General features: G+C 45.2%; 14 protein-coding genes and 1 other annotated feature. All 14 genes read left to right on the top strand.

The genetic code is table 11. The annotated features are described in order from the left end of the window. Complete coding sequence (locus tag NBH03_RS11215; RefSeq protein ID WP_250799628.1) at positions 1-2,142, top strand: DUF5716 family protein; 2,142 nt, start codon at positions 1-3, stop codon at positions 2,140-2,142. 58 nt (positions 2,143-2,200) lie between these two features. Then, complete coding sequence (locus tag NBH03_RS11210; protein WP_117540884.1) at positions 2,201-2,941, top strand: esterase family protein; 741 nt, start codon at positions 2,201-2,203, stop codon at positions 2,939-2,941. Between the two features lie 350 nt (positions 2,942-3,291). Further along, positions 3,292-4,563, top strand: a complete 1,272-nt coding sequence (locus NBH03_RS11205; RefSeq protein WP_227083149.1) for a zinc-binding dehydrogenase — start codon at positions 3,292-3,294, stop codon at positions 4,561-4,563. A 60-nt stretch (positions 4,564-4,623) separates the two neighbouring features. Further along, positions 4,624-5,385: a DeoR/GlpR family DNA-binding transcription regulator gene (locus NBH03_RS11200; RefSeq protein ID WP_250799627.1), complete on the top strand. Its 762-nt coding sequence runs from the start codon at positions 4,624-4,626 to the stop codon at positions 5,383-5,385. Positions 5,386-5,447: 62 nt separating this feature from the next. Further along, positions 5,448-7,334: a PTS mannitol transporter subunit IICBA gene (locus NBH03_RS11195; RefSeq protein WP_331476123.1), complete on the top strand. Its 1,887-nt coding sequence runs from the start codon at positions 5,448-5,450 to the stop codon at positions 7,332-7,334. Between the two features lie 173 nt (positions 7,335-7,507). Next, positions 7,508-7,818: a binding site (T-box leader), on the top strand. A 98-nt stretch (positions 7,819-7,916) separates the two neighbouring features. Then, positions 7,917-10,568 carry a valine--tRNA ligase gene (locus tag NBH03_RS11190; RefSeq protein WP_015513805.1) on the top strand — a complete coding sequence of 884 codons (2,652 nt, stop codon included), beginning with the start codon at positions 7,917-7,919 and terminating at the stop codon, positions 10,566-10,568. Between the two features lie 108 nt (positions 10,569-10,676). After that, positions 10,677-11,987, top strand: coding sequence for a bifunctional folylpolyglutamate synthase/dihydrofolate synthase (locus NBH03_RS11185; RefSeq protein ID WP_250799625.1), 1,311 nt, complete (start codon positions 10,677-10,679; stop codon positions 11,985-11,987). 43 nt (positions 11,988-12,030) lie between these two features. Then, complete coding sequence (locus NBH03_RS11180) at positions 12,031-12,189, top strand: hypothetical protein (RefSeq protein ID WP_015513803.1); 159 nt, start codon at positions 12,031-12,033, stop codon at positions 12,187-12,189. A gap of 11 nt (positions 12,190-12,200) precedes the next feature. Next, the gene (locus NBH03_RS11175; protein ID WP_250799624.1) at positions 12,201-13,790 is read left to right on the top strand and encodes a tetratricopeptide repeat protein; all 1,590 of its coding nucleotides are present in this window, start codon (positions 12,201-12,203) and stop codon (positions 13,788-13,790) included. Positions 13,791-14,091: 301 nt separating this feature from the next. Next, positions 14,092-14,448: an STAS domain-containing protein gene (locus tag NBH03_RS11170; RefSeq protein ID WP_015513800.1), complete on the top strand. Its 357-nt coding sequence runs from the start codon at positions 14,092-14,094 to the stop codon at positions 14,446-14,448. Next, a complete protein-coding gene (spoIIAB, locus tag NBH03_RS11165) occupies positions 14,438-14,893 on the top strand; it encodes an anti-sigma F factor (protein ID WP_250799623.1) in 456 nt (151 codons plus the stop codon). Before NBH03_RS11170 ends, spoIIAB begins: the two co-directional genes overlap by 11 nt. Beyond that, the gene (locus NBH03_RS11160) at positions 14,890-15,606 is read left to right on the top strand and encodes a SigB/SigF/SigG family RNA polymerase sigma factor (RefSeq protein ID WP_250799622.1); all 717 of its coding nucleotides are present in this window, start codon (positions 14,890-14,892) and stop codon (positions 15,604-15,606) included. Before spoIIAB ends, NBH03_RS11160 begins: the two co-directional genes overlap by 4 nt. A 119-nt stretch (positions 15,607-15,725) precedes the next feature. Next, entirely contained in the window at positions 15,726-16,436 is a 711-nt protein-coding gene (locus NBH03_RS11155) for a stage V sporulation protein AA (protein ID WP_250799621.1), read from the top strand. 136 nt (positions 16,437-16,572) lie between these two features. After that, positions 16,573-17,784, top strand: a complete 1,212-nt coding sequence (locus NBH03_RS11150) for a carboxylate--amine ligase (protein ID WP_117527620.1) — start codon at positions 16,573-16,575, stop codon at positions 17,782-17,784. Positions 17,785-17,808 lie beyond the last annotated feature (24 nt).

The following is a 17,808-nucleotide window of genomic DNA, read 5'->3' as shown; positions in this document are numbered from 1 at the left end:
ATGGAAAGACAAAGGTTAATGGTTGGATACGATCTGTGTGCGGACTATTCACAGATCAGTTATTACAATACAGAAAAAGAAGAACCGGATTCGGTCAATTTTGATGGACAGAACGAAATCCCGACAGTGCTGTGCAGGCTGTTTTCCAATGGTGAATGGCTTGCCGGGCAGCAGGCCCTAAAAGCGGCGGAGGCAGGCAACGGTGTTTTGGTGCGCGATTTTATTGTACGCATTGCTGACGATCCAATGGTGGATGTGGCTGGTGAGCGTATGGAAAAGGCCGGACTCATAGGCATATTTTTCCAGAAAACGCTGAAGGCTCTTGAGACTGTGTGTGAGGGTGCGGAGGTCGGATTTATCACGATTACCATGGAAGACGTGGATCTGGCAACAGCGGATGCGCTGAAGCGTGCAGCGGCTTCAATGGGAATCGGCGCACAGTTGCTGGCGCTGGAAAGCCATCGATTGAGTTATGAATATTATGCATTGTCCCAGCGACGGGAATTATGGACCCATGATGTGGGCTTGTTTGAATATGATCGCCGAGGGCTGCGGTATCATCATCTGTCTGTATCCTGGAAGCATCATCCGCCGGTGGTAACAGCCGAGACAACGGTGCTGAACCAGTATCTGGATGGTCATGAACTGGCAGATCCGGTACCGCCTGAGATGGACAGACAGTTTCTTGAAGCGATTAAGGAAGTATCAGCCAGAAGAATGATCTCAACCTATTATCTGATGGGTGAGGGATTCTCTGGGGCAGAATCCGGCAAGAGCTGGATGAATCTTTCGCTGAAACAGTTATGTGCCATGAAACGGCATGTTTTTGCGGGACAGAATCTCTATGCCCGAGGTGCCTGCTATCACAGTTTTGATCAGGGAAGCTTTGGAAGAAAACCGGGATTTATTGCAGCGAATGCCGGTCTGCTGACGAAAGATATCTATCTGCGGTCGGTACATAAGCATGCACCACAGAAGCTGATACTGGCAGCGGCTGGGACACCCTGGTACAGTGCTGTTTCAAGAAAAGCGATCATTATAGACGGTCAGGAACAGTTGATAATCAGAATGCGGGATCCGCTGACGAATTTTGAGCAGACGGCGGTGATGACACTGGATGCTCTGCCGCAGCGTCCGCCGAAGACAACGAAGTTATTGATCGAGACTTCTTTTCAATCAGAGACAGACTGCCATATCCGTGTGACAGATATGGGATTTGGCGAGATTTTTGCGGCGACAGGCAAAGTGTGGGAGATGCATTTTGATATAGGGGAGGCTTCGGAGGCATCCGTGCAGTCTGCGAAGGAGGCTGTCATTGAGGCAACCATTCCTCAGGAAGTTTTTCCGCTGGATATGAAGATGTCCGGAACTCGTATTTTCTCGCTGGAGGAATTATGCTGGTATTTGTCGAAGAATGTTTATATAACGACCTATGATCTTTTCGATGAGAAGATGTTTTTCTGGATGGATAAGATTACAGGTAGCCATTCTCTGGCGCTGGCACTATTTAATTACAAATCCGCCGGCAAACCATTAAAAGAGATTGTACGTCTGCTTCTGAATGCGGTTGATTATCTGGATAATGGGGAAATTGCCCGGATCTACAATAAGCTCACGGAGATGGAGCATCAGAATCCTTTAGAGCAGATGCGCCTTGCGGCGGACAACTATAACCGATACGGACATTATATGGCTGCTTTGAAGAATTATCACCATGTTGTCTATCAGATGACGCATGATTATGACAGTGAGATGACGAGACAGTTCAAGGCTGACACATGGCACAATATGGGCATGGTTTTTCTGCGGCTTCACAATATCAAATGTGCGGCGGAATGTATGAAGCGGGCCTTTGAACTGGTGAAAACCCAGGATTTTCTGGCACCGTATATGTATGTGCTGGAGCTGCTGGGAGATCATGAGAAGATTCTGACCTTGATCCGTCAGGAAGATATCCCGACGGATATCAGTGATGCGGTTCTCAATCGCTATAAAGAGGCCGAGCATCTGTGTGAGCATTCGGAGGAGAACCGGAAGATACAGGATGGTCTGACATTGGGAAATGGTCAGACAACTGCAAAATATTGGGATTTTGTCAGAGATTATCTCAACCGGCAGAAGAAAAACTATGATTTGACATAAAAGGTACAGAATGCGTCGGGAATGTCTCAGCGTAGGAAGATAGAGAGGTTTGAATAAAATGGAACGACATTATTATACACAGTACAGCGAGCATCTTCAGAGAGAGATGCATGTATTGGTTTATGGTTATACAGGGGTGCCGATCATCGTATTTCCATGTCAGGACAGTATGTGTGACAATTTTGAGAATTTCGGCATGATCGATGTGATTCAGGATTATATTGATGGTGGAAAAATTCAGCTCTTTTCTGTTGATACGGTGGATAAGGAGAGCTGGTCCGACACATGGGGTGATAAGGGCTATCGTGCCTGGGTGCAGGAATGCTATTATCGTTATATCGTAGATGAAGTCCTTCCGATGGTACATGAGATCAACGGTACAGGACAGTTGCCGTTGACATTGGGCTGTAGCCTGGGCGCAACTCACGCAGCCATTGTATTCTTCAGAAGACCGGATCTGTTCGGCGGTGTGCTTGGCATGTCCGGCTGTTATGATGCCACCTATTTCACAGATGGATGGTGCGATGAGAATCTGTATAATAATTCTCCTGTTCATTTTCTGGAGAATATGCCTTCAGATCATCCATATATCCAGCTGTATAATGAAAGAAAAATCATTCTCTGCGTAGGACAGGGCAACTGGGAGAGTGAGGGAATCCGTACAACGGGTCAGATGGCAGACATCTTCTACAGAAAAGGGATCCACGGATGGACCGATTTCTGGGGATATGATGTGGATCATGACTGGCCGTGGTGGAAAAAGCAGATCCGTTATTTCCTGCCGTTTCTTGTTGATTAATAACATCCTTATAAGACGCAAAAGCTCCGGCTTTTCTTTTAACTAAGAAAGGCCGGAGCTTTTTGCAGTGTTATCCCAACAATTTAACATAGAAAAAACAAACTGTCAATTCAAAAGTCAAAACTTTTGAAGTAAAAAAATACGGCAAAAATTTGTGCACTTTTATGAGAAAATAACCGTTGACTTTTAGGAGATAGAGGCATATTATAAGTGTAACAGCTGTTGAAATAAAAGTAATAAACTTTTAAAACAACAATCAAACAAAAGTCATATCAGCAGCAATAAATTTTCAACTTTGTTGTTGCAAAAGTCAAAAAACGGGAATAACATAGTAGAAAGGAGCTTTTATTATGAAGGCAAGAGGCGTAAGATTACACGCAGCAAATGATTTGAGACTGGAGGAGTTTGAACTTCCTGAGATTACAGATGATGAGATCCTTGTAAAGGTCGTTTCAGACAGCATTTGTATGTCAACTTACAAATGTGCGATTCTGGGAACAGAGCACAAGAGAGTACATGAGGATGTTGCAGAGCATCCGGCCATCATGGGACATGAATTTGCAGGTGATATTGTAAAGGTAGGTAAGAACCATCAGGATCAGTTCAAACCAGGCATGAAATTTACACTTCAGCCGGCTCTGAACTACAAAGGAACAATGTGGAGCCCTGGCTACTCCTATGAATTCTTTGGCGGAGATACAACTTACTGTGTGATTCCTGCTGAGGTTATGGAACTGGGATGTCTGTTAGAGTACAAAGGCCGTGCTTACTATGAGGCTTCCCTGGCAGAGCCGATGTCCTGCAGTATTGGTGCTTTCCACGCAGCTTATCATACACAGATGGGTGTTTATACACATGAGATGGGCATCAAGGAAAACGGCAAGCTGGCCATTATGGCAGGTGCAGGTCCTATGGGACTTGGTGCACTGACCTATGCGCTGCATCGTGATGTACGCCCTTCCATGGTTGTTGTTACAGATCTGAATCAGGATCGTCTGGATCGTGCAGAAGAGCTGTTCCCTGTTGAGACATATAAGAAGGAAGGTATTGAACTTCATTTTGTAAACACAGGCAAATTGGAAGATCCTGTTGCAGAACTGATCAGAATCTCCGGTGGCACAGGCTACGATGATGTTTTCTGCTATGCACCGGTTGCTGCAGTTGTGAAACAGTCCAGTGACATTCTTGGCAGAGATGGCTGTCTGAACTTCTTTGCAGGACCAACTGACAAGAACTTCAGTGCAACTATGAATTTCTACGATGTTCATTATAATTCAACACATGTTATGGGTACAACAGGCGGTAATACAGCAGATATGATTGAATCCCTTGAACTGACAGCAGCAAAACGCATTAATCCGGCAGTTATGGTCACACATATCGGTGGTCTTGATGCAGCTGCAGAGACAACATTGAATCTTCCGAAGATTCCGGGCGGCAAGAAGCTGATCTATACGCATCTGTCCATGCCTTTAACTGCACTGGATGAATTACGTAAGGCGGCAGAGGAGAGAAATGATGACCGCTATGCAGCACTGGCAGATATTGTGGATGCTCATCAGGGATTATGGTGTCCTGAAGCTGAAGAATTTTTACTTGCAAACTTTATTACAGAAGAATAGAAACCGTCAGAATGCTCTGATTCCGTCAGGATAACAGGATTCTGACGGGGAGGAGCGACGATGGATGCAATGGAAATACGCAGAAATGCGATTGTGGAACTGGTAAATAAGTATGGAACAGTGAGTTTTTCACAGATTAAGGAACAGTTTTCGAATGTGTCTGAGATGACATTGCGTACAGATCTGAAAGCCCTGGATGAGGCAAAGGAAATTGTCAGGATCCATGGCGGAGCTAAGTCTGTACAGCTGGTGATCGGAACGGATGATTATCTCACAAGGCGTGTCGTGCGCAATATACAGGCGAAGCAGGAAATTGCGAGAAAAGCTTTGAAGCTTATTCAGCCGGATACGGCGATATTCATGGATTCCGGAAGTACGACAACAGAGTTGGCAAAGATTTTTCCGGATCAGTCCAATCTGATCTATACAACAGGTCTTTCCTGTGCCACTGAGCTGGCGAATCTGACGAAGCCGGTCATTATGCTGCCGGGTGGTCAGCTGAACCGTTATAGTATCAGTGTATATGGCATTTCAGCCATTCGTGAACTGGAACAGGTTAATTTTCATCAGACGTTTCTTGGGGTGACGGGCTATTCGATGAAAGCAGGTTTTACCTGCGGCAACAATGAAGAGGCGATGTTAAAAAGGACAGCAATTGAACAGGCAGAACAGGTGGTGGTTCTGATGGATGCTTCCAAAACTGATATTAAGAGTACCTATACAATTTGTGGACTGGCAGATGTGGACATTATTATATCTGATGGCAATCTGCCGAAGGAATTCCTGTTGGCGTGTGAAACGCACCATATTACTGTTTATTAATCGCTGAGAGAATGTATATTTCCCATTGCGGCGCCGTATAAGACGTTATGGGGAGGTATATCGTGAAAAATAAAGTACAGCAGTTTGGTAAGTTTTTGTCGGGAATGGTCATGCCGAATATCGGGGCTTTGATCGCGTTTGGTTTCCTGGCAGCATTATTTATTGATACCGGATGGATACCAAATGAAAAGTTAAACAGTATGGTATCACCGATGCTCACCTATTTAATTCCGATTCTGATCGCATCTACCGGTGGTAAGATGGTTGGCGGCGACAGAGGTCGTGTTGTTGGTGCTATTGCTGTTATTGGTGCCATTATGAGTGATACATCCATCACTATGCTGATGGCGGCCATGATCATCGGACCATTGGGTGGTTTCTGTATCAAGAAGTTTGATGAAGCAATGGACGGCCATATGCCGGCGGGTTTTGAGATGCTGATCAACAACTTTTCAGCAGGTATCATCGGTATGCTGCTTGCGATTCTGGGATACACCGTTGTAGGTCCGGTCATGAGCGCAATTCTGGTAGTGCTTGCTGCAGGCGTCAATATTCTTGTTGTACATGGTCTGTTGCCGTTGGTTGCTATTTTTATTGAGCCGGCAAAAGTCCTGTTCTTAAATAATGCCATTAATCATGGTATTTTTACACCGTTGGCAACAGCACAGGCGGCGGAGGCCGGCAAGTCGATCATGTACATGCTGGAGCCGAATCCGGGTCCGGGTCTTGGTGTATTACTGGCGTATATGTTCTTCTGTAAAGATATGAAGACCAAGCAGTCTGCACCAGGAGCAATCATCATCCATGTGCTGGGTGGTATCCATGAAATCTATTTTCCGTATATTTTGATGAATCCGCTGGTAATCATTGCACCGATTATTGGCAATATGGTTTCTATCTTCTGGTTTAATATGATGGATTGCGGCCTTGTAGGACCGGCATCTCCGGGTTCCATCATCGCTTATCTGATGATGACACCGGGTTCTGATATATGGAAAGTACTGGTGGGTGTGGGAATTGCGACAGGTGTTTCATTTGCAGTTGCATCACCGATTGTCAAGATGGCAGGCGGAAAGAACAGTCTGGAAGCTGCACAGGCTGAGATGGCAGCCATGAAAGCGGAAGCCAAAGGGCAGACTGTACAGACTGAGATCAAAGATGCATCTCAGATCAAAAAGATCATCTTTGCGTGTGATGCGGGAATGGGCTCATCTGCCATGGGAGCAACGAAATTCAGAAATCGTCTCAAAGAAGTATGTCCTCAAATTCACGTAAGCAATACTTCAGTGGATAATATTCCATCCGATTGTGATGTTGCCGTTGTTCAGACCACGTTGGCAGAGCGTGCCAGAAAATCCGCACCGCAGGCGCAGCTTGTGACCATCGGTAATTTCCTGGCAGACCCGGCACTGGATGCACTTTATGAACAGTTATGTCATGCCGGCAGTGAGAGTGAAAAAGCAGAAACGGCATCAGATGTTCCTGTCGCAGTAGCGGGAAATGAGACTGAGGCAACAGAAACGGATAAGCCGCAGATTCTTGTTAAGCAGGGAATCCGTCTGAATCAGAAGCCGGTTTCTAAAGAAGAAGCCATTCGGGCAGCAGGGGAACTGTTGGCAGAGCTTGGTTATGTAGATGAAACTTATGTAGATGCCATGCAGGAGCGTGAAAAACTGGTGACAACTTATATGGGTATGGGTGTTGCTATTCCGCATGGTACCAGTCAGGCTAAGGAAACGGTTAAGAAGACAGGTATCGTATTCCTGCAGTATCCTGAAGGTGTGGATTTCGGTGATGAGAAGGCAGAACTTGTATTTGGTATTGCCGGAATCGGTGATGAACATCTGGAACTTTTATCCAAGATCTGTGAGGTTCTGGAAGATGAAGAAGTTCTTGAGAAAATGAAGACAACTTCAGATCTGGAATGGGTAATGGAGCAGCTTTCTTAGGTGTCAGATAACTGAGATCGGGAAGGTAGATGAATATTTATATTTAGAGAAGGAAAAAGCGGCTGTGCAGATGAGGTACAGCCGCTTTTTCAGACAGAAAGAATGTGTCAGGCGCGCGGTTTGTTGAGATTCGTGCTTGACAAATTTTCGTGGTAATTATAATATAGAGAATAGAAAATGTGGCGAGAAAGAGGAGTAGATACAGGATCTCTTCAGAGAGAGCGGTTTGGCAGCTGGAAGACCGCTTAGAGCAATGTGTATTGAAGGTAGCTTTTGAACAGGATGGCTGAACAGGAACAGGCGGCGAAGAGTTGACGACCGGTTTTAGTAGGCTGTAACGGGTGGCTCCGTTAAAGGCTCTGAAGGCATATGGAAGTGCCATGCATCAGACAGCGGATAGATTGCTGTGCGCATCGAGGCGATGACGGATGTGTGTCATTGGAATATGTGAATAAAGGTGGTACCGCGAGCTCTCGCCCTTTTTGGATGTGAGGGCTCTTTTTTTACGCGAATAATGAGTCAAAGCCCATGCTTGCATGTGGCCTTGCAGTCACTTTACAAAGAAGACAGGAGATTAAAATTATGGAAATGGAAAAAACTTATAATCCTGCGGCCATTGAAGAGAAGATTTATGACCGCTGGCTTCAGAAGAAGTATTTTCATGCAGAGGTAGACAGAAGCAAGAAACCTTTTACGATTGTGATGCCGCCTCCAAATATTACAGGACAGCTTCATATGGGTCATGCCCTTGACAACACGATGCAGGATATCCTGATTCGTTGCAAGAGAATGCAGGGCTATGAAGCATTATGGCAGCCGGGTACAGACCATGCCAGCATTGCAACTGAGGTCAAGATCATCAATAAGCTGAAAGAAGAAGGTATCAGCAAAGAAGAACTCGGACGTGAAGGTTTCCTTGAGAAAGCATGGGAATGGAAGGAAGAGTACGGCGGCCGTATTATCAAACAGTTGAAGAAACTGGGCTCTTCCGCTGACTGGGACAGAGAGCGCTTTACAATGGATGAAGGCTGTTCTAAGGCTGTAGAAGAAGTTTTCTGCAAGCTGCATGAGAAAGGCTATATTTACAAAGGTTCCCGAATCATCAACTGGTGTCCTGTCTGCAAGACATCGATTTCCGATGCAGAGGTAGAACATGTAGAACAGGTCGGCCATTTCTGGCATATCAAGTATCCGGTAGCCGGTGAGCCGGGAAGATTTATTGAAATTGCCACAACCCGTCCTGAGACATTACTGGGCGATACAGCGGTTGCTGTTCATCCGGAGGATGAGCGTTATATGGATCTCATCGGCAAGAATGTTATTCTTCCGCTTGTTGGCAGAGAAATCCCTGTTGTAGGCGATTTACATGCGGATAAGGATAAAGGTACAGGTGCTGTTAAGATTACACCAGCCCATGACCCTAATGATTTTGAGGTTGGTAAGAGACATAATCTGCCGGAGATCAATGTGATGAATGATGATGGTACCATCAACAAACTTGGCGGCAAATATGCCGGCCTTGACCGTTATGAGGCAAGAAAGCAGATTGTCGCAGATCTTGATGCACAGGGCTATCTCTGTGGTATCGAAGATATTACACATGCGGTTGGTACCCATGACAGATGTAAGACAACGGTAGAGCCGATGATCAAACCTCAGTGGTTTGTTGCTATGGAAGAAATGGCAAAGCCTGCAATTAATGCAATCAAAACAGGCGAATTGAAATTTGTTCCTGAATCTTACAGCAAGACTTATCTTCACTGGCTTGAGAATATCCGTGACTGGTGTATCTCCAGACAGCTCTGGTGGGGCCACAGAATCCCTGCATACTACTGTGATGAATGCGGTGAGATCGTAGTATCCAAAGGTATGCCTTCTGTATGCCCGAAATGCGGATGCACACATTTCACACAGGATCCTGATACACTGGATACATGGTTCTCATCGGCATTATGGCCATTCTCAACACTTGGCTGGCCGGAAAAGACAGAAGAACTGGATTACTTCTATCCGACAGATGTTCTTGTTACCGGTTATGATATTATTTTCTTCTGGGTTATCCGTATGGTATTTTCAGGTTATGAACAGACAGGTAAGGCACCGTTCCACACTGTACTGATCCATGGTCTTGTCAGAGACTCACAGGGCCGTAAGATGAGTAAATCTCTTGGCAATGGTATCGATCCGCTGGAAGTTATCGACAAATACGGTGCTGATGCCCTGAGACTGACACTGATCACAGGCAACGCACCGGGTAATGATATGCGTTTCTACTGGGAGCGTGTGGAATCCAGCCGTAATTTTGCCAATAAAGTATGGAATGCTTCCAGATTTATGCTCATGAATTTTGAGCAGGCAGCCGAGAAAGGTATTTCCATCGATGGTGTATCACTGGCAGATCTGACACAGGCTGACAAGTGGATTCTTTCCAAGATGAACCGTCTGACGAAGGATGTCACAGAGAACATCGATAAGTATGAATTGGGTATTGCCGTATCCAAGATTTATGATTTCATCTGGGAAGAATTCTGCGACTGGTACATTGAAATGGTGAAGCCAAGACTTTACAATGACGAAGACAAGACAAAGGCAGCAGCCCTCTGGACACTGAAGACAGTCCTGATCAATGCACTGAAGCTGCTTCATCCGTATATGCCGTTCATCACAGAAGAGATTTTCTGCAATGTTCAGAATGAGGAAGAATCCATTATGATCTCCAAGTGGCCTGAATACAAGGATGAATGGAACTTTGAAGAGGATGAGAAAGCCGTTGAGCTGATCAAGGAAGCTGTCCGCGGTATCAGAAATACCCGTACAGGCATGAATGTTCCGCCAAGCAGAAAAGCCAAAGTATTTGTTGTATCTGAATCTGAAGAAGTCAGAAATATTTTCGAGAATTCCAAGGCTTTCTTTGCAACACTTGGTTATGCCAGCGAAGTTGCAGTTCAGTCTGATAAGACAGGTATCGCTGAAGATGCTGTATCTGTACTGATCCATCAGGCAGCTCTTTACATGCCGTTTGCGGATCTTGTGGACATCGACAAAGAGATTGAACGTCTGACAAAAGAAGAAGATAAGATGAACAAAGAGATCAAGAGAGCACAGGGGATGCTTTCCAATCCGAAGTTTGTCGATAAAGCACCTGCTGATAAGGTGCAGGCAGAAAAAGATAAGTTAGAGAAATATACACAGATGCTGGCGCAGATCCAGGAACGTCTGGCAGCACTGAAATAAGAGTTTACGATTACTTGAATTAAACAATGTTTTATCCCGGATTCCTCCCAGACAAGGCCATCATCGACTTTTGTCAGGGGGGAATCTTGCAGGATGGGAGAGATAAGCATGAATTATGCAGAGGCAGAGGAATATATTAATCAGATTCCTCGTTTTTCAAAAGTGAAATCAGAAGAGAATGTGGATGAGATACTGGCCTTATTTGGTCATCCGGAGAAAAAGTTCGCTTATATCCATGTGGCCGGAACCAATGGAAAAGGATCTGTCTGTGCATTTTTGGACAGTATGCTCCGGATGGCAGGAAAGAAGACGGGGCTCTTTACGTCACCGCATCTGATCACGACAACGGAACGGATGAAGATTAATGGCCAGAATATATCGGAAGAAGCGTTTACTGAAATTTTTGAGGAATTGCTCCATGTTGTCAAAGTGCGCGAAAAGGCAGGACATCTGCATCCGACGTATTTTGAGTGGCTTTATCTGATGGCAATGCTCTGGTTTGGCAGACAGGGGATTGAGTATGGTATCATTGAAACCGGACTTGGTGGCAGACTGGATGCCACCAATCATATCGCGCAGCCTGTTTTAACCATCATTACATCCATCAGCTATGATCATATGGAAATTCTTGGCTCAACCCTGACGGAAATTGCAGGGGAGAAGGCGGGCATTTTGAAATCAGGCGTGCCGGTCATTTGTGACGGCAGTGAACCGGAAGCGATGGCTGTTATTCGTAAGAGAGCGGCGATTTTACACTGCCCATTGAAAGTGATTGAACCGGAACAGGTTAAAATTCTCTTAAATCGGGGCAAAAACATTGATTTTTTATTGCAGGATAGGTATGATAATAAGAGTTACAGGATTCATGTGCAGACAGAGGCGGTTTATCAGACCATGAATGGTTCTCTGGCATGGATGGCTGTAAAGGAGCTGCAGAAGCAGGATTCAGAACTGCAGCAGACGGAAGATGGTGTTTTTCTGGAGGGCATGGCGCATATGCACTGGCCGGGAAGACTGGAAGAACTGCTTCCGGGGGTCTATGTGGATGGCGCACACAATGTAGGCGGCATCAGGAAACTCCGTGAGTCCATTGCGGCTAGTTTTGCGGGCAGACCGGTATGGCTGCTTTTTGCAGTGGCCAGTGACAAGGATTACGGGGAAATGATACGAATTCTCTGCACGATCCCTGAACTGAAGGGCGTGACAGTGACTGAGATTGAGAATTATCGACGGACAGATCTTGAGACAGTTGCATCAATATTTAGAAAGAACTGGCATGGATATGTGGGTCATTCATATAATATAAATGAAGCAATCACCACAAGTGAGCAGCAGGCGGCGAAGTATCCGAATGCGGTACTTATTTGTGCGGGATCGCTGTATCTGGCAGGCAGTGTGATCGAAGCACTGCAGCGGTAGATGGTGCATCGACAGGGAGAGACGATGCAGGAAGGACGGACAGATGATTAATTTTGAAGAAGAATTGAAGAAATTTAAGCCAAGCCTTGAAATTGATCAGGCGGAAGAGGCGATTTACAAGAATGATCTCCGGGATGTAACGGACATCCTGGAGGATATGATGAAGGAAGTTAAAATTGCATCAGGAAACAAGCGCTTTTAGGGGGATAGCAGATGAATTGCATAAAGTGTAATATGCCCCTGGAAAATGTCTATGTATGCCCACATTGCGGTCATGTGGACAAGGTGGCCAAGAAGATCATATATTCATCCAACTGGCATTATAACCAGGGACTGGCCAAGGCAAAGGTACGAGATCTGAGCGGTGCTGTGACATCACTGAGTCAGTCATTGAAATATAACAAACGAAATACAGACGCACGTAATCTTCTGGGGCTGATTTATTATCAGATGGGAGAGATTGTGGCAGCCCTCAGTGAATGGGTCATCAGTGTCCATTTTCAGGAGCGCAACAATATTGCGGCTGACTATATTCAAGCCATTCAGAACAATCCGGCCAAGTTAAAGGCTACCAATAAGGTGATCCAGAAGTATAATCTGGCGCTGAGCTATATGCAGGAGAATAATGCGGATCTGGCGATCATTGAGCTGAAACGTGTGGTGAATATGAGCCCTACATATATCCGGGCCTATCAGCTGTTGGGGCTGCTTTATATGCAGAGAAAGCAGTATGCGGCGGCCAGAAAGGTACTGATGCGTGCAGTCAAGGTTGACAGAAATAATATGACCACACTGCGGTATCTGAAGGAGGTTAACCGCCTTCATGGCAAACCTGAGAAAAATCAGCATGGACGTAAGGAAGAATTTATGCAGATCAATGACCCGAATCCTATCGTTATAGAGGAAGGGTCAGGTCAGAATTATGCAGATTACAACACAGGATTTTTGTCTTTTATCAACATTTTGATCGGTATTGTTATCGGTGCGGCCGTTATCTGGCTGTTGATCGTGCCTTCAATCACCAAAACCAAGGCATTTGAATACAATCAGGCAGTTGTGGAATACAGTGCCCAGATTTCCGAGCGCAATAAGAATATTGACGATCTGCAGAATCAGATTACCGATCTGAAGAGCCAGTTAGCTCAGTATGAGACAACTGCCAGCAATACAGTGGATGATGCCGGTGCCAGTGAGCAGAAACTGATAGAAGCTGCCAGCAATTATCTGCAGCAGAATCTTCAGGATGCAGGTATGCTGATCGCTGAAATCGAACCTGCAGCCATTACGAATGCCCAGGAGAAGAAGATTTATAATATTATCAAGGAAGCAACAAAGAGTTCTGTGACGGAAACGCTGTATGCGAACGGAAAGGACAGTTTTGATAAGAAAGACTATGTCGGAGCTATCGATGGTATGACTAAAGTCCTGCGGATGGACGACAGCTATTCCTATGCTGTGTTCTACATGGGACGAAGCTATCAGCTGCTGGGCGATACCGGTAATGCAGCCGGCTATTATAAACGTTTGATTCAGTCTTATCCAAACTCAGATCTGATCGATGATGCAAGAAAATATCTGAACCAGTTGGGCGACACATCAAGCATCGATGCCGTTGACATCAGCAGTTCAGATACATCTGATACCACCGACAGCAGCGATAATAGCAGTGACAGCAGCGATAATAGCAGTGACAGTAGCGATAATAGCAGTGACAGCAGCGATAATGGCAATAACAGCAGCGATAACACCGGTGACAATACAGGCGATGGTTTGTCAGATAATGGTGACGGCAGCGGAGAATAATTTTCTTGTGATTGAGAATAGGTCTTAGGACTAAATAAATAGTGAAAACACAAAAGAAAAGCATGACTTTCTAATTGTAGGGAGGACATGCTTTTTCTTATTCATGTGGAAAATGCGGCAAGGCCTATGCTGGTATGAGGTCTTGCTGTTGGTAAAGACTAGTGGCAAATCCCTATACAATTATAAATTGAAACAAGAATACATTTTTGAAAAAATCAATAGTTAGGTACCTTAATAAAAATAAATAACGAAATTGTTTTATGAAGGATAGACACCAACCTCAGATGGGGAGGAGATTTTTATGGAATATCGTATTGTCCGCAGCATTTTGTTTGTGGTGCCCGGCCGGGAAATTGATCATTTTCAGGCGGAAACAATTATCAGGTACACGGAAGGGCTGCTCAGGCAGCAGTGCTTCCGGCTGTTGGTTTTTGATCTGGCGGATACAGTCTTTATGGATAGTGCCGGTGTAGGCATGATGATTGGACTTTATCGGGAAATCAGGGCATGGGGCGGTGCTGTTTATATCATTCGCATGCAGAGCGGGGTTCGGAGGATTTACCGGATGGCTGGGCTGCATAAAATTATTCCGTGTTATGAAGATGAAGCGCAGTTTTTGGCAGCAGTGGAAGGAGGCGGAGCCGGGGATGAGAGATAAAATGCGTCTGACAATGAATGCCATTGCGGAAAATGAGTATTTTGCACGGGTGACGGTGGCTGCTTTTTCAGCAAAAATGGATCCGACGATGGAAGAATTGTCAGATATTAAGACAGCTGTTTCGGAAGCCGTCACGAATGCAGTCGTACACGGTTATGACGGTAAAGGCGGAAGCGTAGAGATCAGAGCGGAAATTCAGGATGAATGGCTGGAAGTTGAAATTGAGGACGATGGAATCGGGATGGATGATGTGAAACTGGCCATGGAGCCTTTATACACATCGCGTCCGGAAACAAATCATGCCGGCATGGGCTTTACATTTATGGAGGCGTTTATGGATGAGCTGGAAGTGACATCGACATCGGGACAGGGGACAAAGGTGAAAATGAGGAAGAAGATTGAAAGGCCTGCAGTTCTTCGCAGCAAAAAGAGGTCCGTCAGGTGACAGATGTCCGTGAGCAGCTTCAAAGGGCACAGGCAGGGGACAAGGAGGCCAGAAATTATCTGGTACAGGAGAACATCGGGCTTGTAAAACATATTATCAGCCGATATACGGCCAGAGGAGTGGAGAAAGAAGATTTATTTCAGATAGGGATGATCGGGCTTCTGAAGGCCATTGACTATTTTGACCTGAGTTATGATGTGCGTTTTTCGACTTATGCTGTACCGATGATTGCCGGCGAAATTCGTCGTTTTATGAGGGATAATGGTGCCATTAAGGTCAGTCGGTCGATTAAAGATAATCGGGCGGCAGTGAATCGTAGTAGAGAACAGTTGCTGGAAAAGCTGGGAAGGGAACCGACCCTCAGCGAAATCGTGAAGGATGTTGGGATGTCTATGGAAGATGTATTGCTGGCGGTCAATTCAGGGCAGGAGGTGGCATCGCTGCAGCAGACAATCTATGACGGTGACGGCAGTAGTATCCGATTGATGGACAAACTGTCTGCCCGAAGCGGAGAGGGAGATGCGGCCCTGGATCGGATGATGCTGGCGGATTCATTGTCTGCACTGGATCAGAGGGAGAGAGAAATTATTGTTCTCAGATTTTATTATGATCAGACGCAGTCACAGATTGCAAAAAGGATGGGGGTATCTCAGGTACAGGTATCCAGGCTGGAGAAGCGGATACTCAGAAAAATGAAGATGTATATTTGCTGATGCATAGTGCTGTTTGTTTTTGAGATACTATCGGATGTGGAATCCATTAAAGAGGTAGGGCGAAGAAACCGGTATCGGAGAAATGTTGAAAAGCAGAGGCGAAAACAGAGGATGAGACAATGAAAACAGAGTTGAAAACAGGAGATGAGACAATGAAAGCAGAATCAACAACAGGAGATGAGACAGCAAAGACTCAGAAACAGGTTGTAATCTACTTGCTGGCGGATGATTATATTGAAGTTGAGGTGCAGCCGTTGACTATGGGAGATCTATGTGAAATTGTGGGAACGGACAGGAAGGTGGCAGATTTTGTCAAACAGATGTCGGTGACAGGCCTGCAGCCTCAAGAGACGGGGCGGAGTGTCATCTCTGTTTTAATGTTGGTGGAAGTAATCACAGTGCAGGTCCGGAAGCAATTTGCAGGTATCCAGTGCCAGTGTGTGTTGCTGGGAGCGGAACAGTTGATTGTTGAATGGGGAGGCAAAAAGACGGCACCGTGGTGGGTGACGATTTTGAAGACGGTATGCGTGAGTCTGATCATTCTGACGGGTTCGGCTTTTACCATCATGACTTATGATCAGGATGTGGATGTGGCGGGGGTGTTTGGTCGGATTTATCAGCTGTTTGTGGGCCATGTGCCGACACAGCCCGGGATTCTTGAGGCTGCTTATGCTTTTGGTGTGGCTGCAGGTATTCTGCTGTTTTTTAATCCTTTTGTTTCGGCGGCAAAGAGAAAGGCACCCTCTCCTGTTGAGATTGAAATGGAGAAATATGAATCAGATATCAGGGATACGATTGTCAAAATTGATAATCGGTTAAACAAAAGATAAGATTATATGAAAGATTTCGTTTCAATAAGCAGAAACTGAGAAACGAAGGGAAACAGGCTGTTTGACAGCCGTTGACAGGGAAAAAGGGTTAAGTTATAATGAAAGGTACTGTAAATAGAAAGAAAGGCGATTAGCAATGAATTTCAAAGAAAGAGATTTTATACCGATGCTGTTTGGCGGGGACATCAATACATACAGTGTTGCCCGTGCATTTTATGAACGTTATAAAGTGAAATCCTATACATTTGGTAAGTTTGCCACAGGTCCGAGTTACCAGAGCAGAATTATTGAATATACACCAAACCCGAAGATTGACACAGATGAAGTTTTTATGAAGACAGTGAAGAGCTTCTGCTCCAAGCATGCAGACAAGACCGTTGTTCTGGTGGGCTGCGGTGACAGCTATGTGGCATTGATCAGCAAGCATAAGAATGAACTGCCGAAGAATACCATTGCACCATATATTGATTTTGATTTGATGAACAGTCTCCAGCAGAAAGAGACATTCTATAAACTTTGTGAGAAACATGGCGTGGATTATCCGGGAACCATTATTCACAACAAAGAGATGGGACATGATTTTGAGATGAATTTCCCATTCCCTGTGATCTTGAAGCCATCCGACAGCATTCAGTACTGGGAGCATCCTTTTGATACACAGAAGAAGGTGTACACGATTAAAGATAAGAAGGAACTGGATCAGGTGCTGGATGACATTTACGGGGCCGGTTATACAGGCAAACTGATCATTCAGGATATGATTCCGGGTAATGATGAGTATATGCGTGTGCTGACATCCTATTCGGATCACAACGGCAAGGTGAAAATGATGTGCCTCGGTCATGTGCTTCTTGAAGAGCATACACCGCACGGATTGGGCAATCATGCAGTCATTATCACAGAGCCGAATAAGGAACTGATGATGCGTGTCAAAGATTTGCTCGAAGAACTGCATTATGTGGGATTTTCCAATTTCGATATCAAATACGACAGAAGAGACGGCAAGTTCAAGTTCTTTGAAATCAATACAAGACAGGGCCGAAGCAATTATTATGTGACCGGTTCCGGATTTAATGTGGCAGAATATATTGTGGAAGACTTTGTTTACGGCAAGGAACTGCCGCTGCGTTACGCCAAAGAAGAGCATCTCTGGATGGTTGTTCCAAAAGCCGTTGCCTTTAAGTATGTCAAGGATCCTGCTCTGAAGGCAAAGATGAAAAAGCTGATCAAAGAGAAGAAAGTCGTGAATCCAAGCTTCATGAAGGGAGATCTCGGTATGCCGAGACTGGCCCGTATGATCAAAACCCATCTGAGTCATTTTGAAAAGTATAAGAAGTACTATAGCTAGTACATCGTTTTCGAAATAATTATA

The organism is Coprococcus intestinalis (assembly GCF_023656595.1).
Classification (GTDB): Bacteria; Bacillota; Clostridia; order Lachnospirales; family Lachnospiraceae; genus Coprococcus_A; species Coprococcus_A intestinihominis.
This window is presented reverse-complemented; position numbering and strand designations above follow the sequence as displayed.